At 32.1% G+C, this 25,404-nt stretch carries 19 protein-coding genes; 5 read left to right on the forward strand and 14 right to left on the reverse strand.

Going from position 1 to position 25,404, the window contains the following annotated elements:
• Positions 1 to 8 precede the first annotated feature (8 nt).
• Entirely contained in the window at positions 9 to 1,304 is a 1,296-nt protein-coding gene (locus tag ACQQ6V_RS11075; protein WP_448845583.1) for a M48 family metalloprotease, read from the reverse strand.
• Positions 1,305 to 1,656: 352 nt separating this feature from the next.
• Between ACQQ6V_RS11075 and ACQQ6V_RS11080 the strand changes: the two genes are divergently transcribed.
• Complete coding sequence (locus ACQQ6V_RS11080) at positions 1,657 to 4,074, forward strand: DUF5686 family protein (protein WP_448845584.1); 2,418 nt, start codon at positions 1,657 to 1,659, stop codon at positions 4,072 to 4,074.
• Positions 4,075 to 4,129: 55 nt separating this feature from the next.
• On the opposite strand, the gene ACQQ6V_RS11085 is transcribed toward ACQQ6V_RS11080, so the two are convergent.
• Together ACQQ6V_RS11085 and ACQQ6V_RS11090 are read right to left on the reverse strand one after the other, a co-directional pair.
• The gene (locus ACQQ6V_RS11085; RefSeq protein ID WP_448845585.1) at positions 4,130 to 4,558 is read right to left on the reverse strand and encodes a hypothetical protein; all 429 of its coding nucleotides are present in this window, start codon (positions 4,556 to 4,558) and stop codon (positions 4,130 to 4,132) included.
• A gap of 132 nt (positions 4,559 to 4,690) precedes the next feature.
• Positions 4,691 to 6,811, reverse strand: coding sequence for a prolyl oligopeptidase family serine peptidase (locus ACQQ6V_RS11090; RefSeq protein WP_448845586.1), 2,121 nt, complete (start codon positions 6,809 to 6,811; stop codon positions 4,691 to 4,693).
• A 295-nt stretch (positions 6,812 to 7,106) separates the two neighbouring features.
• Here ACQQ6V_RS11090 and ACQQ6V_RS11095 point away from each other — a divergent pair, with 295 nt between their 5' ends.
• Positions 7,107 to 7,610, forward strand: a complete 504-nt coding sequence (locus ACQQ6V_RS11095) for a superoxide dismutase family protein (protein WP_448845587.1) — start codon at positions 7,107 to 7,109, stop codon at positions 7,608 to 7,610.
• A 118-nt stretch (positions 7,611 to 7,728) separates the two neighbouring features.
• On the opposite strand, the gene ACQQ6V_RS11100 is transcribed toward ACQQ6V_RS11095, so the two are convergent.
• From ACQQ6V_RS11100 to rpiB, 5 genes are all read right to left on the reverse strand, one after another.
• Positions 7,729 to 8,100 (reverse strand): YraN family protein, encoded by a 372-nt coding sequence (locus tag ACQQ6V_RS11100; RefSeq protein WP_448845588.1) that lies wholly within the window; start codon positions 8,098 to 8,100, stop codon positions 7,729 to 7,731.
• Positions 8,100 to 9,038 carry a S66 peptidase family protein gene (locus tag ACQQ6V_RS11105; protein ID WP_448845589.1) on the reverse strand — a complete coding sequence of 313 codons (939 nt, stop codon included), beginning with the start codon at positions 9,036 to 9,038 and terminating at the stop codon, positions 8,100 to 8,102. Before ACQQ6V_RS11105 ends, ACQQ6V_RS11100 begins: the two co-directional genes overlap by 1 nt.
• Positions 9,031 to 9,720, reverse strand: coding sequence for a LysE family translocator (locus ACQQ6V_RS11110; protein ID WP_448845590.1), 690 nt, complete (start codon positions 9,718 to 9,720; stop codon positions 9,031 to 9,033). The genes ACQQ6V_RS11105 and ACQQ6V_RS11110 overlap by 8 nt, the downstream gene beginning before the upstream one ends.
• An 84-nt stretch (positions 9,721 to 9,804) precedes the next feature.
• Positions 9,805 to 11,955, reverse strand: coding sequence for a ribonuclease R (gene rnr, locus ACQQ6V_RS11115; RefSeq protein WP_448845591.1), 2,151 nt, complete (start codon positions 11,953 to 11,955; stop codon positions 9,805 to 9,807).
• A 338-nt stretch (positions 11,956 to 12,293) separates the two neighbouring features.
• Positions 12,294 to 12,722, reverse strand: a complete 429-nt coding sequence (rpiB, locus tag ACQQ6V_RS11120; RefSeq protein WP_448845592.1) for a ribose 5-phosphate isomerase B — start codon at positions 12,720 to 12,722, stop codon at positions 12,294 to 12,296.
• 626 nt (positions 12,723 to 13,348) lie between these two features.
• On the opposite strand from rpiB, the gene ACQQ6V_RS11125 reads away from it, so the two are divergent.
• Positions 13,349 to 14,542 (forward strand): phosphoglycerate kinase, encoded by a 1,194-nt coding sequence (locus ACQQ6V_RS11125; protein WP_448845593.1) that lies wholly within the window; start codon positions 13,349 to 13,351, stop codon positions 14,540 to 14,542.
• A gap of 220 nt (positions 14,543 to 14,762) precedes the next feature.
• Here ACQQ6V_RS11125 and ACQQ6V_RS11130 read toward each other — a convergent pair whose 3' ends face one another.
• The 6 genes from ACQQ6V_RS11130 to ACQQ6V_RS11155 all read right to left on the reverse strand — a co-directional run bounded on the left by ACQQ6V_RS11130 (position 14,763) and on the right by ACQQ6V_RS11155 (position 23,381).
• Positions 14,763 to 15,587, reverse strand: a complete 825-nt coding sequence (locus ACQQ6V_RS11130; RefSeq protein ID WP_448845594.1) for a class I SAM-dependent methyltransferase — start codon at positions 15,585 to 15,587, stop codon at positions 14,763 to 14,765.
• A gap of 114 nt (positions 15,588 to 15,701) precedes the next feature.
• Complete coding sequence (gene mnmG, locus ACQQ6V_RS11135) at positions 15,702 to 17,564, reverse strand: tRNA uridine-5-carboxymethylaminomethyl(34) synthesis enzyme MnmG (RefSeq protein ID WP_448845595.1); 1,863 nt, start codon at positions 17,562 to 17,564, stop codon at positions 15,702 to 15,704.
• 177 nt (positions 17,565 to 17,741) lie between these two features.
• On the reverse strand, positions 17,742 to 18,161 hold the full coding sequence (ybeY, locus tag ACQQ6V_RS11140) for an rRNA maturation RNase YbeY (protein WP_448845596.1): 420 nt from the start codon (positions 18,159 to 18,161) through the stop codon (positions 17,742 to 17,744).
• Positions 18,162 to 18,165: 4 nt separating this feature from the next.
• Entirely contained in the window at positions 18,166 to 20,319 is a 2,154-nt protein-coding gene (locus tag ACQQ6V_RS11145) for a patatin-like phospholipase family protein (RefSeq protein ID WP_448845597.1), read from the reverse strand.
• Positions 20,320 to 20,321: 2 nt separating this feature from the next.
• Complete coding sequence (locus ACQQ6V_RS11150) at positions 20,322 to 22,769, reverse strand: bifunctional UDP-N-acetylmuramoyl-tripeptide:D-alanyl-D-alanine ligase/alanine racemase (protein WP_448845598.1); 2,448 nt, start codon at positions 22,767 to 22,769, stop codon at positions 20,322 to 20,324.
• Positions 22,770 to 22,772: 3 nt separating this feature from the next.
• Positions 22,773 to 23,381, reverse strand: a complete 609-nt coding sequence (locus tag ACQQ6V_RS11155; protein ID WP_448845599.1) for a thymidine kinase — start codon at positions 23,379 to 23,381, stop codon at positions 22,773 to 22,775.
• Positions 23,382 to 23,508: 127 nt separating this feature from the next.
• Between ACQQ6V_RS11155 and ACQQ6V_RS11160 the strand changes: the two genes are divergently transcribed.
• Together ACQQ6V_RS11160 and rsmI are read left to right on the forward strand one after the other, a co-directional pair.
• Positions 23,509 to 24,720, forward strand: coding sequence for a DUF8457 domain-containing protein (locus ACQQ6V_RS11160; RefSeq protein ID WP_448845600.1), 1,212 nt, complete (start codon positions 23,509 to 23,511; stop codon positions 24,718 to 24,720).
• The gene (gene rsmI / locus ACQQ6V_RS11165; RefSeq protein ID WP_448845601.1) at positions 24,721 to 25,395 is read left to right on the forward strand and encodes a 16S rRNA (cytidine(1402)-2'-O)-methyltransferase; all 675 of its coding nucleotides are present in this window, start codon (positions 24,721 to 24,723) and stop codon (positions 25,393 to 25,395) included.
• Positions 25,396 to 25,404 lie beyond the last annotated feature (9 nt).

The raw sequence follows: 25,404 nt of genomic DNA on the forward strand, positions 1-25,404 counted from the left end.
AGAAATCTCTAGCTTACACTTTTTTCATAGAAATCTGCAATTATTTTTATCTCTTGTATATCAAAATTCCACATTAGAGAGAGAAATTGCTGGTAGCTTTGGCTTTGTGTTTTGGGATCTATCATATCAAGATATCGGTTAAGATTATAGTTTTTTCTTGCTTCATAGATTTTTGCAAATAATTTTCCCAGGTAATATTTAGCCATATTATTGTCTGGCTGCTCTTGTAGGGTAGCTAGACAATAATAGATACCCAATCCATATTTCTCAGTTTCATAATAATTAGGTATTATTCTGTCTTTGGCTATCTCAGATAAAATTAGAAATTCTGGAGAGGCTTCATTATCTTTAATCTCCTTATTTAATTCAGGATAACTCATTTTTAGCTGATTAATTCTAAAGGTGATATCTGGATGAGTTTTAAGAGAATCTTCTGATATTTTCTTATTATAAAGACTATAATTATATTTTGAAAAGTCTTCCATAATTAGCCATTCTTCTTTAAATTTCTGCTGAGGCAAATCAAATATTTTTTTATAAATATCAATGGACAAACTATCAGCCTTTTGATCATCATAATCTTTTAATTTCTGAAGTGTAGATACAAATCCCGTTTTTTGGAAACTTGTTTTTTTATAATATTCGTAGCCTAAAGAATCTGCTTCTATCTCGTTATTTCTCTGTATTTTCTTGTTAGAATACAGCATGCTTTTATAAAGATCAAAGGCTTTTCCTGACTGATTTTTATTTTTTTTTAATGTATAAATTTCTTCTTTTTTACTGCTAAGATTATTAACATTATATATTACTTTTTTTATTGCATGTTTTTTTTGAGCATGAGCAATTTCGTGTGCTAAGACACTCACAAATTGATCTTCATTATCCAAAAAATAAAACATCCCGAGATTAACAACCAATGTATTCTCTCCAAAATTATATGCATTAGGCTCATTATTCTTAGCGATTAAAATATTAAAATCAGAATTGATTTCAGGATTATTTTGTATCAAAACATCAATTTTAGTTTTTACAAAACTTATAAAACGATTATCGAAATAAAACATTTTATCCTTAACATCTTCTTCTAAACTTTTTTGCAATGCCGAAAAAGTCCTATTAATCCCTCTTAAAACCTCTCCACTATACTGTTTATTAATATTTTTATTGAAGGCTTTAGATTTTTCTTTGTAATCAATTAAAAACGACTTTCTTTTTAGGTAATCTGCTGTGTCATTTTTTACCGTATTTTGAGCATAACTAAAATTAGAAAGGATTAAGAATAATAAGAAATAAAAAAAATTCATGGCTTTTTTTAGAAATATTAGAGCTCTAATATCAGAAATTTCTAACTCTGATGCAAGATTAAAGCATCTTTTTACAAGGATACTTTTCTATTTTGTATTAATATCATAAAATTTTTTAAAAACTAGTGAATTATTAATACTTAAAATTGTAGCTTAGTATCTTTTTTTATATTTTTATAAATACTATTCTTGTAAAACTTTTGTTATAGAAGGATGATTACTCCAGAAAACACTAATGATTTTGAATAAATATACTCTCAGTTTTAAAATATCCTTTTCTTTTTTATTTTGTTGTTTTTACTTAATTAAAGCTCAGACTACGGTAAAAGGTCAAGTTGTAGATTCTAAAAATTTGCAATCACTATCAGGCGTGGACATATTTATTAATAATTCTAATAAGCCAATTTTGCATACGGTAGATACAATGTTTTCTATCCAATCAGATTCTGCTATTTCTAAGATAAGATTTCAAAAATCTAATTATCAGACGCATAGTCTTGATCTTAATAAAGACGCTGTACATCAATTAAATATTAAGTTAAAGCCAGAACATCTTAACAACATTAACGAAGTTGTTATACAAGCCAAGGTCAAAAAGTATAAAAATAAAAAGGAAAATCCTGCTTATGCCATTATGCAAGAACTTTGGAAACGCAGAAGAGATAATGCACTTTCTCAGTATAAAAACTATGAATTTGAAGAGTACGAAAAGTTAGAATTTGCGCTCAATAGTATAGACAGCGCATTTATGAAGAAAAAAATGTTTGAAAAAATGGAGTTTATATTCAACTATACAGACTCTACAGCAAACGGAAAGTTGGCTCTCCCTATGTTTTTGAACGAGGCTATCTATAAAAATTATGGTATTAATGATCCTGCCAACAAAACCCGTCGTGAGATGATCGCCAACAAAACCTCTGGCTTTCAAAATAATGAAATCATGTCACAATTAGTAAAAAACCTCTACAAAGAGATTAATATCTATGACAATACACTTAATTTTTTTAATATTGGTTTTCCTAGTCCAGCTTCCACAGAAGGCTTCAGTAATTATGATTACAATCTAATAGATACGCTTTCTGTAAAGGGGCAAGAGTCTTATCATATAAAATATTTCCCAAAAAGAACAGACGTTCTAGCATTTAGAGGAGATTTATATATTTCTAAAGATACTTATGCCATTGTCCGTGCCACACTTATTGCCCCGAAAAGTATGAATGTGAACTTTGTTAATGGATTAATAACCGAATTAGAATTTGATAATCCTGATGACAAAACATTTCTGCCTTCCAAAATATTCTCTGAGATAGATTTTTCTGTAATGAGTAAAAAGAAAAATGCAAAAGGTATTACAGCAAAGAAAACCGTAATCTATTCTGATTATGTATTTAATCAAATGAAGGATGTCAGCATTTTTGATAAAAAACCAAAAGTACAACTTGAGGAGAATTACGTCAAAGACGATAGTTATTGGAAAAACGCTAGAAAAGATACGTTAAATCGCTCTGAACAAGGTATATATACCATGTGGAATGACCTGCAAAAGGTTCCCAAATTCAATAATATAATAAAGTCGTTTGAAACTTTTTCTTCCGGATATTACAACGTTGGCCAGGTTATAGATCTAGGAAATATCTATTCTATTTATGGTAATAATGATGTAGAAGGTAGCAGAATTAGACTTGGCGCTAGGACTTATTTTACACAAAATGATCCATGGAGAATAGAAGGTTATGGTGCTTACGGTTTTAAAGATCATCAGGTAAAATATGGCTTCGAAGCGCGTTTTATGTTTGATAGAAACAGTCGTTTTATTGTAGGAATAGGCACACGTAGAGATATCTTGCAGCTAGGATCTGAATTGATGAATGATGACGGTATCATGAGTCGTTCTTTTGCGTCTTCTAATGTATTCTCATCCGGAAGTAATAAATCTCTGAGTAACGTTAATCAAACCAATTTTTTCACCTCTGTAGAACCATGGAAAAACTTTCAGATTAGACTAGACGGAACTCTGAAAAGCATTAAGTCTGCCAATCCATCAGAATTTAATCTAGATTATTATCACAATGGACAACTGAGAAAAACAATTAATGATTCACATCTTACATTAAGCCTTATTGCAAAACCTGGAGCTATATTTTCTCAGACAGGCGTAGATAGAAGGCAACATAGAGCCTTGGCACCAACTTTTGTACTAAAATACACGCGAGGCATAGAAGGTCTTTTTAATGCTGATTTTAATTATAATAAATTGCAATTCCTTTATCAGCAACCCTTATTATTGGGTACTTATGGGAGAACGGTTATCAATTTTGAGGCTGGGAAAAACTTCGATACTGTTCCTTTAGGATTACAAACTATAATACCAGGTAATCAATCCTATAGCTTATCTCCCAACTCATTTGCGCTCATGGACTATTATGAATTTGTTGCAGATACGTATACAACCTTGCAATTAGAACATCATTTTAACGGCAAAATATTGTCTTATATTCCTTTAATTAAAAAACTAAAGATAAGAGAAGTTGGATTTATTAGAACAGCTTACGGAACCTTAAGCGATGCTGCCAAATCTATAAATGTTGATGGTGCACGATACAGCGCTCCTGATCAACAGATGTATGTAGAATATGGGTTTGGGTTTGAGAATCTAGGCTTCGGGAATTTGAGAATTTTCCGAGTAGATTTCAACTGGAGAGGTAATTATCTTAATAATCCAGATGTCAGAAAATTCGGGATTAAAGCTGGATTTCAGGTTAATTTCTAATTTAAAAAAATCATAAAAAAAGGATTCGAAGCTATAGTTTTCGAATCCTTTTTTTTTATTTAACTTTAATCAAAGGGATTATTGTTGTCCCCTGAGAGATCAATAGAGAGTCGCCTTTAACTTCGGCAGAGATACCGTTTCTTTCATATTTAGCACCAGTAGATGTAAGCTCTTTTCTATCCAATTGAAACTTATTATTATTAGCTTCAATCATAACCGTATTAGATTTTTCTGTATTAACAAAAATGGCTCTGGCACGGCTTCCGTCCAATGCTTTATAAGGGATAGATTCTGTATTCATATTTCTACCATCTATGTTCTGATTAGTAGAAGAGGTCGTTATCGTATCGCTTTTTCCGTTTTCTGTTACCACTTTGGTCTCAGAAGTTGTTAATTCTAAAACCCCTTTATTGCCTTCATCAGATTTTTTACATGCGACAATCATTGTAAGGGCAGAAAATACTACTAAAAATTCTTTTCTCATAAATTAGATTATTTTGTTTGGTTTCAATTTGATTATTATTAACTACAATTAGCTTTCCAAAGCAACAAAAATTCCTCGAAAGTTTTACGCTCCGAGGAATTATTTTTTTTATTTAATTAAAGTAATTTAGATTTACTTCTTTAAAGATTTGATACCCATTTCGAATAAAGCAAATGACATTAGATCGGCATTTTCTCCAATAACTTGATCGGTAGAACGTCCCGCTCCGTGTCCTGCATTTTTTTCTATTCTAACCAAAATTGGGTTTTTACAAGCTTGTTTCTCTTGCAATTCTGCCCCAAATTTAAAAGAATGTGCCGGGACAACTCTATCATCATGATCACTCGTAATAATCATAGTAGAAGGGTAGCACACATTATTCTTAACGTTATGTACCGGAGAGTAAGACTTAAGATATTCATACATTTCCTTAGAATCTTCTGCAGTACCATAATCGTAAGACCAACCCGCACCAGCTGTAAACTTGTTATATCTCAACATATCCAAAACACCCACGCCTGGGAAAGCTACTTTTGCCAAATCTGGACGAATCGTCATCGTTGCACCCACCAAAAGTCCTCCGTTAGAACGACCTGATAATGCCATATATTCTTTAGAGGTATAGCCTTTATTTTGAAGGTATTCTCCAGCAGCAATGAAGTCATCAAAAACGTTTTTCTTCTGCAACTTAGTTCCCGCATCATGCCATTTTTTACCATATTCTCCACCACCACGGATGTTAGGCACGGCGTAGATACCACCATTCTCCATCCAGATTGCATTAACTACAGAAAATGCAGGCTGAAGACTGATATTAAAACCACCGTAAGAATATAAAATAGTAGGATTTTTACCGTCTAATTTGGTTCCTTTTTTATAGTTAATCATCATTGGGATTTTGGTCCCGTCTTTTGAGGTATAAAAAACCTGCTCTGATATAAAGTTATCTGGGTTAAAATTAACTTTTGGACGTTGATATAATACAGATTTTCCTGATTTAATATCAAATTTATAGATAGAAGAAGGCGTTACATAATTAGTAAAAGAGAAATAAACTTCTGTTTCTTTTTCCTTACCACCAAATCCCGAGATATTACCTTTTCCTGGTAATGTAATATTTCTTACTAATTTTCCTGCTTTATCATATTGTTTAACCTGATCAATAGCATCTATCATGTAAGTCGCGAAGAAATAACCTCCAGCAGTCGTGATACCTAAGACATTCTGTGTTTCTGGGATAACATCTGTCCAATTTTCTGGCGAAGGATTCTTGATGTTAACCTTTACCAATCTCATATTAGGCGCATTCTTATCTGTAAAAATAAACAACTCATCACCTTGCGTTTCTACAATATTAGCATTGATATCAAATCCTTTGTTAATCCGAACAAAATCACCGCCTTTCTGCAAATCCTTAATATACAACTCATTACCGTTAGTTGCATTAGCTGCAGAAATAATCAGAAATCGTTGGTCATCTGACAAACCAGCTCCAAGATACCTTCTCGGTGTCTTATCACCTCCAAAAATCAACTGATCTTCTGATTGCTTAGTACCTAACTTATGGAAATAAACTTTGTGTTTATCGGTCATGCCAGACAAGACAGTTCCTTCTTTTGGTTTGTCATAACTAGAGTAGTAGAAGCCCTCGTCACCTTGCCAAGCAATCCCACTGAATTTGACATCAACCAAAGTATCGTCTAATTGTTTTTTGGTTTCGGTATCGATAATGATGATTTTGTTCCAGTCGCTACCCCCTTCAGAAATTGAGTAAGCTGCTAAATTACCTTTTTTGTTAAAAGACAAATTAGAAAGGGAGGTCGTTCCTTTTTCTGAGAATTGATTAGGATTAAGGAAAATCTCTGGTGTTTTCTGGTCTTTCTTTGTTCTATATAATACAGATTGCGCTTGCAATCCATCATTTTTATAGAAGTAAGTATAGTTACCTTCTTTAAAAGGTGCAGAAATTTTCTCGTAGTTCCAGATTTGTTTTAGTTGATCTTTCAATTCATTTCTGAAAGGAATTTTTGCCAAATAATTTTGACTGAAAGCCACTTCATCATCCACCCATTTCTGAGTTGCTTTAGAATCATTTTCTAAATCACGATAAGGATCGGCTAATTTATCACCAAAATAAATATCAACTTGATTACCTTTTTCGGCTTTTGGATAGGTTAATTCGTTCATTTTTTGAGCATAACTATTGGTAAAGAACAACAGACTAATGCTAAGAGCAGCAAATTTTAAGTTCATATTACTTTTATTTATCCAAAAATACAGAAACTTTAGAGATAAATAGAACTTCATATTACCGAAAGATTTAGTTTAAGTTGAAAACCAATCAAATTACCACATAAATAAGCTGATTTACAGATAATTAAACAATAGTATTAGAATCTAAATATTTACTTTATTTGATTTTAAATTAAGAATTTTAAACAAAAAAATAAATTAAATTATGTCTAGAAAACTTAAAATATATTAACCTTAAAAACTTAATTGAGAATCGAAAATTGATTACATTTGATATAATTAATTTTAGAAAATTATGAAAAATATACTTTTATTAGGAGTTTGTTCTTTGGGGCTTATCGCAGCATCTTGTGCAACCAAAAAGCACTATACTATTTATCCAAAAAGTGGTACTAATACTCAAGGCTATGTAGATTTTGTACAAAAAGGAAAAGAGGTTACCATGTCTGTACATGTTTATAAATTGACACCTGGAGAACATGCCATTCACCTTCATGAGAAGGCAGATTGCTCTGCAACAGATGCTATGTCAACTGGCGGACATTGGAATCCTGGTGGCTCTGACCATGGAAAATGGGGCGCAGAACATTTCCATATGGGCGATATTGGCAACTTAAAAGCTGATAAAGATGGTACGGCAGAATTAGTATTCAAAACTGATAAATGGTGTGTTGGATGTAGCGATGATAGCAAAAATATTATCGGAAAAGGCATTATTATCCATGCTGCAAAAGATGATTTTCATACCCAGCCAACCGGAAATGCTGGTGGTAGAGTAGGTTGTGTAGAGATAAAATAGGTTTACAAAAAACGCTTCGACAGGCTCTGCACGACAACTTGCATAATCATTCTTTGATTTTTAGCCCTGTCAGACGGAGCTCGTCGAAGTCTTTAAATGAGAAACTTAATAAGCAGTTTTAATTTCCGTCAAAACTATGGAAAGCATCGGGAATATGGTTTATTTTTAAGCTTTTATCCTTTTCTAACAACACCGAAATGACATCAAATCTTACTTCTAAATCTTCTTTAATATCTTGTACAAAATGATCTGCGGCGGAGATTAGCAATTTAATTTTAGCCTTAGTCACCGCTTCTTCCGGATTGATAAAAATATCTGTAGATCTTGCTTTGACTTCTACAATGACGATAGTATTATCAATTCTTGCAATGATGTCAACTTCTGCCTTTAAGTAGCGATAATTCTGAGCAATGATTTTATATCCATTTTTTACAAGGAAATCTGTGGCAGCCAACTCTGCTTCTTTGCCAAAATCATTGTGTTGCGCCATTACTTTTGAAAAATAACCTCTGAAAGTGTTTTGGTAATGTTCAGTTTTATTTTAGAACCAATAACGAGTGGTCTATTGTCTCTGATATGTCCATTAGAAAAAGCATACAAAACCGGAAAATCGAATTTTTTAACTCTTTCTTGGATAATATGATACGCAAAATCATCAAAAGGCTCTTCGTACATGACATTATCTTTCTCATTGCCCATATTGGTCATCCCACCAACGATAAGGCCCTTAATCAAGCTAAAAACACCTGCTAAATCCAAGCTCATCAACATTCTGTCTAAAGCATAAAAATTCTCGCCAATATCTTCTATAAACAAGATTTTATCTTTAAAATTAAAAGAATATTTGGTGCCTAAAAGTGCGTAAATTAATGCTAAATTACCACCAACCAATTCGCCTTCGGCTTTACCTTTTCTATTAATATCATTAGCTTCTAGGCTGTACTTCAGTTTTTTACCGCTAAGAACATCAAAAATTAATTGATAACTCTCATCAGTCACGCCAAAAGAAGATGTTTTAATCGTCTGCCCATGGATGCTTGCAAATCCTTTCTTCAATAAAAAGCTTTGGATGACGGTATTATCAGAATACCCAATATACCATTTTGGTTTTTTGTTATATCCCGTTAACTTGATATGTTCTAATAAATGCTGACAGCCGTAACCGCCTCTGGTAGCCCAAACAGCAGAAATTGTCTCATCGTTAAGTGCCCAATTAATATCTTGTATTCTTTGGCTTTCTGTCCCTGCATAATTATATCCATTTTGATATAATTCTAGAGTATTCTTACCAAAAATAGGCTCGTAAGAGTGGCTTTTTATCAGCTCTAATGTGCTTGTTAACTGAGATTCTTCTACAGATCCTGCTGGAGAAATAATAGCAATCTTATCACCTTTCTTTAAAGGTTTTGGAAATATATTGTTAGTCATTGTTGCGTTTATGTCTAATTTCTTTCTTCTCTGCTTCTTCTAATTTTTTATCAAATTGATTAAATTTTTTGAAACTCTGTAAGAATATAAAAAAACTGAATAACACTAAAATCACGCCAACTATTTTTCTAATTTTTCCGGCAACTTTCTCAGTTAGTTTATCATGAAATTGCTTTGCCAAGAATATTTTAGTAAGATCTATGGCAAGATATGTCCCAATAACTATAACAATATAAAGGATAAAATCACTAGTATCGGGATATTGATTTCTTACCGAAACTACTGTAACTAACCAAAATAATATAACGCCTACGTTAAGAATATTAAGTAAAAAACCGTTGGCAAAAGTCTTAAAATAGTTTCTACCAATCAATTTTTCTTCACCTTTAATATGCATTTTGGCTCGTGACATAATCATTATAATCCCATATATAAATATGAGAAGCGCCGAAACCCGATAAAAAGAAGGATGTTTATCAATAAGATTTACCAAGTCTGCACTGGCATAATAAGATGCAATAATACACAATAAATCTGCCGTAATTACGCCACAATCTAACGCCAAAGCGTGCTTAGGTCCACGAGAAAAACTGGTTTCTATCAGTAAGAAAAAGATTGGTCCAATAAAAACCAAACTTAACATAATACCAAGCCCGATGGCGTATAAAATAAGTTCTAACATATCTTACATTATGCTACAAAGAAAAAGAATTTTTAATAAACATTTGTTTTGGATTTTGTTTATTAAAAATTCTTTGACAAAATATTAATCTATAATCTTGAAGTCCAATTGTTTAGCAATTAAATTAGCTTTAACAACTTTTATCTTAACCTGATCTCCTAATTGATAAGTATTACCAGTTCTAGCGCCAATGATAGAATAACTCTTAGCATCAAAACTGTAAGAATCATCCGTCAGATCACGTAATTTTATCATGCCTTCTGCGCCATTTTCTGGGATTTCTACCCAAAAACCAAAGTCCGAAACACCAGATACAACACCATTGAAAAACTCGCCAACATGTTTCTCCATAAACTTAACTTGCATATACTTTATGGAGTCTCTTTCTGCCTCAGACGCTAGACGCTCCATCGAGCTACAATGTTTAGCTTTTTCTTCGACTTCGTTAATTTCAGGTGACTTTCCGCCGTCCAAATAATGTTGTAATAATCTATGGGCAATTACATCAGGATAACGTCTAATTGGTGAGGTAAAGTGAGAATAATACTCAAAACCTAATCCGTAATGTCCTAGACTTTCTGTGGTATATTTTGCCTTACTCATGCTTCGCATGGCAAGAGTTTCTATCATATTTTCTTCGGCTTTACCTTTAACATCTTTCAAAAGCTGATTCATAGATTCAGTTGTCGTTTTGGTGTTTGCCAAATTCATTTTGTAACCAAAATTACCGACGAAATCTCTTAAAGCATTTAGTTTTGTAGGATCTGGATCTTCGTGAACACGGTAAATAAAGGTATTATTAGAAGGTTCATTTCTTTTATTGAGAGAAACAAATTCTGACACTTTTCTATTCGCCATTAGCATAAATTCTTCAATTAAATGATTAGAATCTTTGCTGATTTTAAAATAAACACCAATTGGATTACCATCGGCATCTAGGTTAAATCTCACTTCGCTTCTGTCAAATGTAATTGCGCCATCTTTTATCCTTTGATCTCTCAAGATTTTAGCAAGATCATCTAATTTATTAATCTCTGTAGAATAATCTCCTTCTTTAGTTTCTATACGTTCTTGTGCTTCTTCATAAGAAAATCGTCTGTCTGAATGGATTACCGTTCTACCAAACCATTGTTTTTTAAGCGTTGCATTGTCATCCAACTCGAAGACTGCAGAAAAAGTAAATTTGTCTTCATTAGGACGTAGAGAACATAGATTATTACTTAACACTTCTGGAAGCATTGGTACCACACGATCAACTAAATATACCGAAGTTGCACGTTCATAAGCTTCGTCATCCAATAAAGTGCCTGGTTTTACGTAATGCGAAACGTCCGCGATATGAACTCCAATTTGCCAATTTCCGTTTTCTAATTTATGAATTGATAAGGCATCATCAAAATCTTTGGCATCTTTTGGGTCTATCGTAAAAGTACAGATATCACGCATATCCCAACGCTTAGCCACTTCTTCTGGGTTAATTGTCTTGTCAATGCGATTGGCTTCTTCTTCAATTTCTGGAGGGAAACTATAAGGCAAACCATATTCTGCCAAAATAGAGTGGATCTCTGTCTCGTGTTCTCCAGGTAATCCTAAAACTTGAATAATTTCTCCTTCTGGATTTTTGCTTCCCGGTTCCCATTTAGTCATTTTAGCAATAACTCTATCACCATCTTTAGCCTCGTTAAATTTACCTCTTGGGATAAACATATCGGTATTCATTTGTTTTTTATTAAAAACCACAAAGCCGAAATCCTTATCTTTAATCACTTCAAATGTGCCAACGAAAGTATCTTTCGCCCGTTCTAAAACATTAAGAACTGACCCTTCAATTTTTTTACCTTTAAAATGATAGGTTACAATCATAACTTTATCACCTTGCAGGGCATCTTTTACATTTTTCTGATGGATAAAAATATCATTTTCTACGCCATCTACTCTTACGTAAGCATTTCCTGATTGGTTAAAATCTATAGTACCTGTAAGCGCTCCTTCAATTTTTAGGTTAAGGATGTATTTTCCTTTTTCTGTTTCTTTAATTTTTTCACTTGCCAAGAGGCGATGCAAAGCTTGTATAACCAGCTCGCGTTGTCTTGGATTTTTATAATCTATACCATTAGAAATCTGCTTATAATTATAGATTTTATTGGTATTTTGGTTCATAAAACGAAGTATCGTTCTTCCTAAATCCAGAAGTTTTTGTTCGTTTTTATGACTTGTATTTTTTCTGTTATTCATTTAATTTATTTTTTTTACAAATATTCAATATATGTTTAATTGTAATTTTAGATTATTTTTAACCTTAAAAACATAGTATATAAGAATATTTTACAACTAATTCATAATATTGATTAAAATTATAATCAATACTATTATTATAATATATACTCAAAGCTTTATCAAAGCTATCAATTATTAATCATCAATAAAGATAAAATAAAATAGGAGAGTTAAGGAAACCTTTGTATTAAATTATGGTTGCTTGAGAAAGAAGTTCTCTGTGAAATGCGTTGCAAATATAATCATTTAAAAATAAAGCTTGCAATTATAAAAATTACAAGCTTTGTATCAATTACTTAACAAGAAATTTTATCAACTCTTGTCTGGTGTCTTCCACCTTCAAAATCTGTAGCTAAAAATTTATTTACAATTTCTAAAGCTAATTCTTTTGCAATAAATCTCGCAGGAATTGCAATCATATTAGCATTATTATGTTGTCTGGATAATTCTGCAATCTCAGGCATCCAAGCCAAAGCACATCTAATCTGCTGATGCTTGTTAGCCGTAATCTGTACACCTTGACCACTACCACATATTAATATACCAAACTCATTATCTCCCTTTTCTACAGACGTTGCAGCAGGGTGTACAAAATCTGGATAATCTACACTATCTAAAGAAAGTGTGCCAAAGTCCTGAATATCAAATATATCCTTTAATTGTTCTTTAAGATATTCTTTGTACTCAAAACCAGCATGATCAGCAGCAATAGCTATTTTTTTCATTTTTTAAATTTTATAAGATTAGTTGTATTCACAAATTTAAGATTAATGCAGAAATAAAGCATTCTCACGACGTTATTTTAATTTTTGAAAAATCTATTAATCCAGAAAATTCCAAAATCGTAGGAGTAACTTGTGGATAACTCTCAAATTTCTTGTGGAAAAGTGTTTTTAAAATGTGTTTTATTTTCTCAGAAAAAAATTGTAATGCCAAACTCCTTTTAAAAAACAATCATCAATTACAAAAAAGTTTTAACAATGCCATCGTTAGTTTTTCCGCAAAACATTTATGAGACTTTAGCAAAGTTAGAAAATTATCCCCAATTGTGGGAAACATTTACAACTATCTAGTTTTCAATTATTAAAAATGTTAATAACATGTGAATTAAGCTTAAACTAAATGTTACCAAAAAAAAATAATAAACTTTTCCCCAAAACTCACATCTACAACAACAGTAACATTATTTCCTTTTTTTAAGAAGAACAATATGTTTGTTATTGCTGTTTGTGGATTGTGGAATTTTTTCAAAAAAAAAAAATTAAACTCATTGTTAGAAGCCTTAAATTTGTAATCGTTGAGAAAGAGATATTTCTCATTAAACCGAATCACAATTTATATAGCGTATAGAATGAAAACAATTAATGATTTTAATTTCCAAGGCAAAAAAGCTTTGGTTAGAGTTGATTTTAATGTTCCGCAAGACGATCAACTTAATGTAACAGATAATACAAGAATTGTTGCTGTTAAGCCAACTGTAGAAAAAATACTTAATGATGGCGGATCTGTAATCCTTATGACGCATCTAGGAAGACCTAAAGGTGAAGTTAATGATCAGTTTTCTTTAAAACATATTGTAAATGAAGTAACTAAAGTTTTCGGTAAAGAAGTTAAATTTGTAGAGAGCAGTACAGGTGATGCTGCAGTATTAGCAGCTAAAGAATTACAAGCCGGCGAAATTCTTTTATTGGAGAATCTTAGATTCCATAAAGAAGAGGAAGAAGGTGATGAAAATTTTGCTAAAGAGTTATCACAACTTGCTGATACATACGTAAATGACGCTTTCGGAACAGCTCATAGAGCACATGCATCTACATCTGTTATAGCTAAATTCTATCCATCAACTAAATTTTTCGGTTTATTAATGGCTAAAGAATTAGAAGCTATTGACAAAGTTCTTAAGAAAGGAGAGCGTCCGGTAACTGCAATTCTTGGAGGATCTAAAGTTTCTACAAAAATTACAATTATAGAAAATATTTTACCAGCTATTGATAATTTAATTATTGGTGGCGGTATGGGATTCACCTTTATAAAAGCTTTGGGAGGAAAAATCGGAACTTCTCTAGTAGAAGACGATAAATTGCAATTGGCATTAGAAATTTTAGCAAAGGCTAAAGAACATAATGTACAAGTCTATCTACCAATAGATGTCGTAATCGCGGATGATTTTAATAATGATGCGAACAGAGATGAAGTTAGCATTTACGAAATTCCTGAAGGTTGGATGGGATTAGATGCAGGATCTAAAACTCGTGATAAGATCAATGATGTAATTCTTAACTCTAGAACTATTCTGTGGAACGGCCCGATTGGCGTTTTCGAAATGCCTAATTTTTCTGGAGGAACGATTTCTCTTGGAGACAGTATCGAAGAAGCGACTAAGCTTGGTGCATTTTCATTAGTAGGAGGTGGTGATAGTGTTGCTTTTGTAAAGCAATTTGGTTATGAAGATAAAGTTAGCTATGTTTCTACTGGCGGTGGTGCTATGCTAGAAAGTTTAGAAGGATTAGAATTACCAGGAGTGTCTGCTATCAATAACGATTAGTATGTCAATTTTATAAAAATTAAAACCGTCAAATAGATTTGACGGTTTTTTTTATGTTTTCTACTTAACTAAGTAGCGTAGATAATTTTTTAAGCGATTCTCAGCCTATAGAATCTATTTAGAATATTTTCTTCCAATCTTGAAAATTGAATACTTGTTAACAAAATATTCACAATTAGGCTTAAAAAAAACCTCTTTAAAGGTATTAAAAATCCATTTTCTATTTTTTTTCGATAATGTATATCAAACTTGAAAATTCGTTGTTAAAAATAGCCTTTATATTAGAAATCGATCCGTGAATCAAAGATTTTAACCAAATTAGTGGAGATTTCTTATATTTTTCGCTTAACATTGAGATGTAATAAGAATCGAGTAGGAGAGGTTTAATTTTTCTTATTGACCAATTTTTGTTGTTCATCAGATTCATCATTCCTTTTTTTGAAAAATGAAAAATATGTCTTGGTACATCATAAGCTGCCCAATATTCTTTATAATGTTTTGCATCATAAGAAGTAGGATTAGGTACAGCAATAATAAGAATTCCTTTTTCTTTTAATTTTGAATAAAATAAGGAAAGGATTTCTTCTTGATTTTCAATATGCTCGAAAACATGCCAAAGTGTAATAACATCTAAAGAATTATTTTCTACCTCAGAAAGATCGCTAATTATTTTTGTGCTAGAAGTTTTCTTTTTTGCTGCAGCTCTTGCATCTTGATTAGGTTCATAACCAAAAGTGGTGAAATCGTTTTCTAAAAACTTAATAAATTCTCCTGCGCCACAACCATAATCTAAAACACTAGCTTTTGTTTCTTGATTAATATTATTTTGTAGTATATTTTTTTTATACTTTAAATTGAAGCCTTGTAAAAATTTATATAATTTTTCTTTAGCTGATCCATTATCTTGGTGATGAGAAATATAATCTTCACTTTCATAATATTTAGAAATATTGGATGGAGTAGGGGAGGTTTTCCATATTCCCTTAACTTCTGTTTCTATAATTTCAAATTCTTCTTGGCTAAGAAAATGGTCTTTAATTTTCATAAATATAGATTAATAAAAATTAAAAGATTGATAATCCTTCATTGCAAATAAGCTCATACAAGACATTATATCAATCTTTTAATTCTGATGATGTTTCACGTGAAACATTTGATTTTATCTTCCTAAATAGATTAAAAGCACGTTAATATCCGCTGGCGAAACACCACTTATTCTACCTGCTTGAGCTATAGTTTTTGGTCTAACTTTCGTCATTTTTTGCTTAGCTTCCGCGGATAGACTTAGTATTTTGTTGTAGTCAAAATCTTCCGGAATTTTAATAGTTTCTAATCTATTAAGCTTAGCAACATTATCTCTTTCCTTTTCTATATAACCTTTATACTTAATATTAATCTCTGCTTGCTCTCTTGCTTCGTCATTATATTGACTTGCAAATTCTTTAATAGTAGGGATTTCTTCTAGTTTTTCGAGATTCATATTAGGTCTTGTTAAGATCTGTGCAGCACGATAAGCTTGATCTACAGGAGATGAATCGATACTTTCTAAAATTGGATTGATGATGCCAGGCTTTAAAGAAGTTTCTCTAAGAAAGCCTTCAAGTTGTTGACTATCAGATATTTTTTGTTCTACTTTTATCAATCTTTCTTTTTTTGCTAAACCTATATTATAAGACTTTTCTGTAAGTCTAATATCAGCATTATCTTGTCTTAAAAGAAGTCTATATTCTGCTCTAGAAGTAAACATTCTGTAAGGTTCTTCTGTGCCTTTAGTTATCAGATCATCTATAAGAACACCGATATAAGCTTCATCTCTACTTAAAGTAAATTCTGGTTTTTCTTGTACTTTTAACGCTGCATTAATACCAGCAATTAGTCCTTGGCCACCAGCTTCTTCATAACCTGTTGTACCATTAATTTGACCTGCAAAATATAAATTCTCTATCAGCTTTGTTTCTAGTGTATGATACAATTGGGTAGGAGGGAAGTAGTCATATTCTATAGCGTAACCAGGACGGAATACTTTTACATTTTCGAAACCTGGGATGTGACGCATTGCTTTTATTTGTACATCTTCTGGTAAAGAAGAACTGAATCCGTTAACGTATATTTCTACGGTTTTCCAACCTTCTGGTTCTACAAAAAGTTGATGTCTTGTACGCTCTGCAAAACGATTAATCTTGTCTTCTATACTTGGACAATATCTTGGTCCTAAACTCTGAATTGTCCCATTAAACATTGGACTTCTGTCAAAGCCTTCTCTTAGAATATCATGTACAGTCTCGTTAGTATAAACGATGTGACAACTTAATTGTTTGGTTAATTTAGGTGTATCTAAGTAGCTGAACTTTTGCGGATTTTCGTCGCCTTTTTGTTCCTCCATTTTAGAATAATCTAAGCTTCTTCCATCTACGCGGGGTGGGGTACCAGTCTTCATTCTTCCAGCTACAAATCCTAGAGAAACTAACTGTTCTGTGATACCAAAGGCTCTTGGTTCTCCCATACGACCACCACCTAATTGCTTATCACCAACATGGATTAATCCGTTAAGAAATGTCCCATTAGTTAACACAACAGATTTACTTTTTATAGATATTCCTAGTGATGTTACTACACCGACTACTTTATTATTTTCTATAATAAGGCTTTTTACCATATCCTGGAAAAAGTCTAAGTTAGGTGTATTCTCTAATGCGTATCTCCATTCTTCAGCAAATAACATACGATCATTTTGTGTTCTTGGAGACCACATTGCTGGACCTTTTGATAGGTTAAGCATTTTGAATTGTATGGCAGATTTATCGGATACTATCCCAGAGTAACCACCAAGCGCATCTATTTCTCTAACGATTTGACCTTTTGCAATACCACCCATTGCTGGGTTGCAACTCATTTGTCCGATGGTTTGCATATTCATTGTAACCAATAGGGTTTTGGATCCCAAATTGGCAGCAGCAGCAGCAGCTTCGCAACCGGCATGTCCTGCTCCAACGACAATTACATCATATGTTTCTGATATCATTTTATTATGCTTTTCAGCTTTATTATTTGTTGTAAATCTTAGCAATGTTTCACGTGAAACATCTAATCTCGAATTGGTTCATTAGCCCCGATTGTAGCGGCATCCTTTTTAGATAATGGTTGAGCTTAGGCTGTGGGATTATCTATAAAAGATACAGCGGAAAGCGGGAAATAGCTCCTAATTCTGCTGTTCTTTATATAAGGCTAAGTAATGATCTTCTTTACTTCGCATCATTTTTTCTTCTGCTTCGGATTTGTCTTTATAACCGCAAAGGTGCAAAATACCATGGGCTAATACGCGACGTAATTCTTCTTGATAATCTCTTGATAGGGTAGAGGCGTTGTCCGAAATGCGCTGCAAAGATACAAAAATGTCTGCGTTAATTGTAGTGCCTCGTACTTTGTCAAAAGTGATAATGTCTGTGTAATAATCATGCTGAAGATAGTCCTGATTTACCTTTAAAAGATATGCGTCATCGCAAAGGATATAATTGATTTCTCCAAGTTTTTTTGATTCTTTGTGGATGATCTCCTCTAGCCAAATTGTGTAATTAGAGTTGATGTTTTCTTCTATGTTTTCGAAAAAGAATTGTATCATAATATTAAAACCAGTGTCCTAAAATAACACTGAATACGCCTTTATGTTTGTTAAGTGATTTGCTAACGTTAAGTTTTATTTGTCCAAATGGTGACTTGTATCCCGCTGTAAGTCCTATAGAACTATAGTTGATTTTTACGGAGTCATCTAGCTCAATACTATCGAAAAGATTGGCTATGCTAAAGTTACCTATCAGGAAATAGTTTTTGTTGAATTTATATTGAATATCATTGGATGCCATTACAACATTGATGTCTTCTAATTGTGCAAAGTGGTAGCCTGCAAAAGATCTCATATTAGGAAGATTCTGTTCAAATATTCCGCCAATTCTATATTTGTAAAAATGAGGAATATTATCGTTGAAACTTATGCCTCCGTATAAACTTAGTCTATATGTAAAAGCATTGGATATTGGAAAATTCATCCGGATGTCAGCTTTTACTTGAACGGGCTTTTTCTCCAAAGAAGAATTGAAATCATTAATAACCTTTGCTTCTGTATTGAGATAAAAACCTCTTGTAGGAAAGTCTTTGTCATTCTGTGTATCACTCTTTAAGAATATATAAGGATTGATGTATCTCTCAGCTATAAAATTCTCTCCAACTGCATCCTTTTTGTCAAAGTAATCATAACTGATACCACCGCCAATAGCATATCTATCTTTCCAGACGGATTGTATGTAAATTTCGTTTCTGAACCATTTCCAAGATTCTGAAGTATTATTATCTTTATTTCTAGTCTCGAAGGTCATCCCAGAAGAGTATATGCCAACACCAGGAATGTATCCATTATCTATAAAGTAATTAAAGTAATAACGTGGTTGGTCACCTACTATTACATCTAAGGACAGATTAGAATTACGAAATAATAATCTTTTACCAGAATAATTAAGTAGTAATCCTGTTTTGAAAATCTCATCATAATGTAATCCTACTTTCAAAAAATGTCTGGTATCGTCTTCTGTGACATATAATTTTAGATAATTATTATTAGAATCCTGGATGATATCGTAATTAATTAATTTGTAGTTATTGGTCGCATATAATTTATCAATCATCTTGTTGATGCTACCATAAGTTTGCATAGAAGGAGTATGTAGCCCTAATTTTCCTAAAACGTAGTTTTTTCCAAAGATTTTGCCATTTTCTACCACGAGGCTGTCTATCTTATAAACGTTGCTGTAAACGGGGTTAATAGGTATCCTAAGTCTTTCATAATTTCTTTTGGGTAGTTGGTCTAAGAGGGTTATATATTTTTTAGCTTCTGAGTAGCCACTATCTAGTATGTTTTTTTTACTATCATAGCTTGTGGCAGTCATGCCTATTAGATTAGGTTTAATATTGATATCTGTAAATTTATACTGTATTTTTGTGTCCCTTTGTATCCCGAAATCTATGACTTGATTAAGAATAGAAATCATACTTAATAAATCTTCTTTCTTAGATAAGCCTTGATTGAGATCTACGCCAATAACAATATCAATACCTTTATCCTTTAATTGTTTTGATGGATAATTGATCGTCATTGCACCATCTACGTAGAGGCTATCGCCAATTTTTACAGGTTCTAATAATGATGGATAGGCAGAGCTTGCCATGATTGCTTGTACAAGATCTCCATTTTCAAATATTTTTGCACTGCCACTTTCTAGATTTGTTGCCACGCACATAAAAGGGATAGGAAGTTTTGAAAAATCATCTACAGCAGAAACATTTTTCAGAAGTTCTTTTAGTAAATAAACATTGCGCTGCCCTGTACTTATGGAAGAAGGAAATGTAGCTTTTCCGTTTTTAAGAGGAATACTTAGAAGGTATTTGTCTACTGATTTATTAAAAAAGCTGGATTCTTGTCGTGATTTAGGATCAGTAATAAGAGAGTAGAAGTCGGTATCCATCACAATCTTTTCTATATCTTTTCCTGTATATCCAGAAGCATATAGACCACCAACAATTGCACCCATACTTGTCCCAGAAACATAATCTACCTTGACGCCTAAAGAGTCTAATACCTTGAGTACGCCAACATGCGAAAAACCTTTAGCACCTCCGCCACTAAGGGATAAACCTATTTTAGGATTTGGAGGAATAGTAAAACCTTGCCTAACTTGTGCTTTTAGGATTAAACTAAAGAATATAAGAAGGTAAACTATTTTTTTCATTTTCAGTCTTTTATATAAATTCTTTTAACTCTTGGAGATATAGAAGTAAGGACTTCATAAGGAATTGTCTGGCAATAGTCTGCAAAGTCTGATAAGCTTGGCTTGGTATTAAAGATAGTTACATTATCACCCTCTTTAGCAGAAATATCGCCAATATCCAGCATTAATAGATCCATACAAACATTTCCTACAATAGATACTAATTGGTGATTAAGGGACATTTTCCCCTTTTTATTTCCTATTAATCTAGGGATTCCGTCTGCATAACCAACAGGGATTGTTGCAATTTTAGTTTTATTTTCGGCAACAAAACGTCTGCCATACCCAACAGATTCGCCTTGTTTTATTTCTGAAATTTGAGATATTACCGTTTTAAAACTAACGACAGATTGAAGCTTTTTCTGGATGTTTTCATTGTAAGCTATTCCCATCATTCCTATTCCTATTCTTATCATGTCGTATTGATAATCGGGATAGTTAACGGTGCCAGAAGAATTAAGAATATGTCTTATCGGTTGATATCCCAAAGCATTAATTAGATAAGTAGAATTAAGCTCAAAAGTAGATAATTGCTCTAGGGTATAATCTCTTTCTGATGGAACGTCAGCCGAAGATAAATGACTGAATATACTCTGTACTTTTACAGGATAATGCTCTAAAGTCTGTATAAGTTGATCCAATTCTGAAGTCTTAAAACCAAGACGATGCATACCCGTTTCTAACTTGATGTGTATAGGAAAATCTTTCTCTACATTAGAATTTTTTAATTCTGTAGAGAAGAGTTCTAATACTCTAATACTGTAGATTTCTGGTTCAAGATTATATTCTATAATCGTCTTATAACTATGCTGCTCGGGATTCATCACAATGATTGGCGTGGTTATACCTTTCTTGCGTAGTTCTGCACCTTCATCTGCAACAGCAACACCAAGATAATCGATATGATGATGTTGTAGAAACTCAGAAATCTCATAGCTTCCTAGTCCATAAGCATTAGCTTTTACCATTGCCATTATTTTGGTATCTGGTTTCAATAAAGATTTATGAATATTAATGTTATGAATTAATGCATTGAGGTTAATTTCTAATCTGGTCTCATGTTTTCTGAGTTCTAGAATTTCTTTAATCGTTTCTATTTCGAATTTTCTAGCACCTTTGAGAAGAATAAGCTGATTTTCTAATTTGTTAAGTTCTTTACTATCAATAAGTTCTTTTGTATTATTGAAAGTGAAAGTTTTAGATTTGAATTCTGAAAAGTGCTTAGTAATTTTTTCACCAATTAAAAATACGTTCTCAAAATTCTGTTCATTAACCAAGGATGCAACATTTTTATAAAAATGATCTGAGATCTCATTAACGTCAATAAAGTCCGTTAAAATCAAGGTTTTCTTATCCTTATTATATTCTTTAATAAATTGAAATGCGATGGTCAGAGAATCCCAATCCAAATTATAAGAATCATTAATAATGAGATTATTTTTGCTTCCTTCAATGCTTTCCAATCGCATTTCTACAGATTTTAGAGCATTGATTTTTTCTACAATTTTAGTATTGCTGAAGTTTAATTCCTTTAAAACACAGATTAAAGCCAAGACATTGCTTAATGTTGCTTCATCTCTTTTTTGGGCTTCAAATTTGATATCTTCTTCAAAATATTTTACAATAATAGCTTGACTTCTATCATTATAATCACTGTCAATATAGACATCAGAATTTTTATTCAATCCAAAACTTATTAATTTTTTACTTGAATAAATATTGTTTATTTTATTATAAATCAGATTGTTATCATTGTTATAGATGATGGTTTTAGAATGATGAAATAGTTTTATTTTTTCATCAATTAATTGATCTTCTGATTTAAAATTGGCAGAATGGGCAGAGCCTATATGAGTTAATACACCAATATTAGGTTGAAATAACTCTTCTTGTAGGCACATTTCTCCAGGTTTGGAGATTCCTACTTCAAATATTCCTAGATCATGATTAGGATTAATCTGAAGAAGAGATAATGGTAAGCCTAATTGAGAGTTGAAACTTTTAGGGCTTTTTACCGTTGATATCTCATCAGAAACACTTTGATATAGCCATTCTTTAAGAACAGTTTTACCATTACTTCCTGTGATACCAATGGATTTTATATTAGCATTTTGAAAATGATAATGAGCTAGTTGATGTAAAAATCTCATAACATTATCTACTATAATCCAACTAATAGAAGGGTTATCTAATGTTTTCTTTTCTGCAATAATGATATTAATTCCTCGCTCTATTGCTGCCGAAATATATTTGTCTCCAGAATTATTGGGAGAATTAATGGCGATAAATGCCGTATATTTTGTAGAATATATCGTCCTACTATCAAAAGCTATATTTTTGATAATAAGTTGATTATTTCCAATGACTTGCGTATTGGTAATAAAAGCGATTTCTTTAATTGTATATTCCATATATCAAATAGAATCATCTTGATTCGTGCTAGTTTTGGATCGCATTTCGTCTATAAAAACACGTCTGCTTACTGCTTCATAACTATCTGTTTCTCCTAACTCTACAAGGTTTTGTCCATGCGATGTTCTCATAGAGTAATTAGCTAGGTTACCAGTTCTTTTACAAATAGCGTGCACTTTTGTAACATATTCTGCTGTCGCCATAAGATTAGGCATAGGCCCGAAGGGACGACCAAGAAAATCCATATCTAATCCTGCAATAACGACTCTTATACCATTATTTGCTAATTGATTGGCTATTTCTACAATACCTTCATCAAAAAATTGTGCCTCATCTATACCAACCACATCGCATTGAGAACCCAACAATAATATTTCGGTAGAAGTATCTACAGCAGTACTTCTAATTTTATTGTAATTATGAGATACTACATCATCGTTAGAGTAGCGCGTATCTACTTTTGGTTTAAAAATTTCTACATTTTGTCCCGCCATTTCGGCGCGTCTCAATCTGCGTATGAGTTCTTCGGTCTTACCAGAAAACATAGATCCGCAGATAACTTCCATCCAACCACTCTGTTTAGAATGATTTATTGTATTTTCTAAAAACATTGTTTAATTTAGCAGTTCATATAGCCTCATGATAACTTAAAAATAGTTGGGTATTTTTAAAACCAATTTTTTTTAAACTATCAATATTAGTGAAAGTCAAATTTACGAAAAAGTTAATAAGATTGTTATGAATGAACTACAAGATCTACAAGATAAATTATTTCTTGATATTCAAAATATTATTCAAGATTTAAGCGATATTAATTCGTTAGATAGATTATTACAAGATGATCATCTTATTAAAGAATTGGCAGAAAAAACAGCTTTTCTTAAATTAAGTCAAACTTTTGACCTTAAAAATTTAATCAATATTAAAGAAATAGAAACTCAACCGGCAGTAATTTTAGAAGAAGAAATTTTGCCGATAGTAGAGGATAGTAGTGTAGATAATCTTAATATTGATACAGAATCAGAGCCTATAATTATAGAAGAAACTGAAGCTACAACAGAATCTTATGAAGAAATTTCTTCAATAGAAAATCTTACTGAAGACGGATTAGAAAATGAAGAAGAAGAATTAGCTAGCGAAAATGATAATCTTGATTTGTCCGATAACGAAATGTTTAAAGATGATACAGAAGAAGAAATCATTGTAGAAAGCCATTCTTCTATCACAGAATTAACACAAGAGACACAAGAAATCTTACAAGAAGAACAATTGATAACGCATTCTTTTGAGAAGAATGAAGAAAGTCAATTTTCTTTCGCTATGGAAAAGCAACCCACTGAATCAGAAGTTGTAGAAGTAACTAAAGAACAATTTATCTCAGAAATTTCTATTTCAGAACATAATAATTCTACTGCTGAGGATAGAATTAGTGAAAAAGAAAAAGCATTTTTAGAGTCAGAATCACGAAGATTGCAAATTATTGAAGATAATAAAAAAGCTACAATTTCTGACATCGACTCACCAATTGAAGAATCAGATTCAAAAATTATAGACGATGCTAGCGCTGCAGAGAAGAAAATAAAATTGGCTAATATAAAAGGTATTCATAAATCATTATTTGATGAAGAACTTCTAGGCAATCTGCAAGAAGAAGAAAAAAAACCAGATTCAGGCAGTCTTCTTAGCAACAACAGACCTACCAATTATATGGAAGCTGCTAAACCAAAACAAGAATTTCGATTAGACCTTAATGATAAAATTGCCTTTACGCAGCATCTATTTAATAATAGTCAGATGGATCTTAATCATGTTATTAATAGGCTTAATAGTTTTGATAATCTAGAAGAAGCTAAAGAATTTTTGAGCGATTTATATTATGAAAGAAATTGGGAAAAAGTAGACCGATTTGCACAAAGATTATGGATTTTGGTAGAAAATAAATTTTTATAAATGAACGGAATACTATATTTTGTACCAACGCCAGTTGGTAACTTGGAAGATATGACTTTCCGAGCTGTAAAAGTCTTGAAAGAAGTAGACTATATTTTATGTGAAGACACAAGGACATCTGGAGTTTTGTTAAAGCATTACGAAATCTCAAAACCTTTGCGATCTTATCACTTGCATAATGAGCATCAAGCCACAGAAAAAGTAATTTTAGACTTAGAAAATGGTCAAAATGTAGCAATTATCACGGATGCTGGGACACCAGGGATTTCTGATCCAGGGTATCTTTTAGCAAAAGCGGCAGCAGATAATAATATAGAAATGATTTGTTTGCCAGGAGCAACGGCTTTTGTGCCAGCTTTGGTAGTTTCAGGATTGCCTAATAACGAGTTTCTTTTTGCAGGTTTTTTACCACCTAAAAAAGGACGCCAGACAAGATTAAAACAATTGGCAGAAGAAAAAAAGACCATTGTTTTCTACGAAAGTCCACATAAGATTAATACCACATTGGAACAGATTAAAGAATTTTTTGGAGAAGAAACCAGAGTGAGTCTTAGCCGTGAGATTTCTAAGAAATTTGAGGAGACTAAGCGAGGTACAATCAATGAGTTAATTGATTTTTCTAAAAGTAAAACATTAAAAGGAGAAATCGTTCTGATCGTAAATAATGCCTCTTAATCAATTATA

This window comes from Chryseobacterium electrogenes (assembly GCF_053553015.1).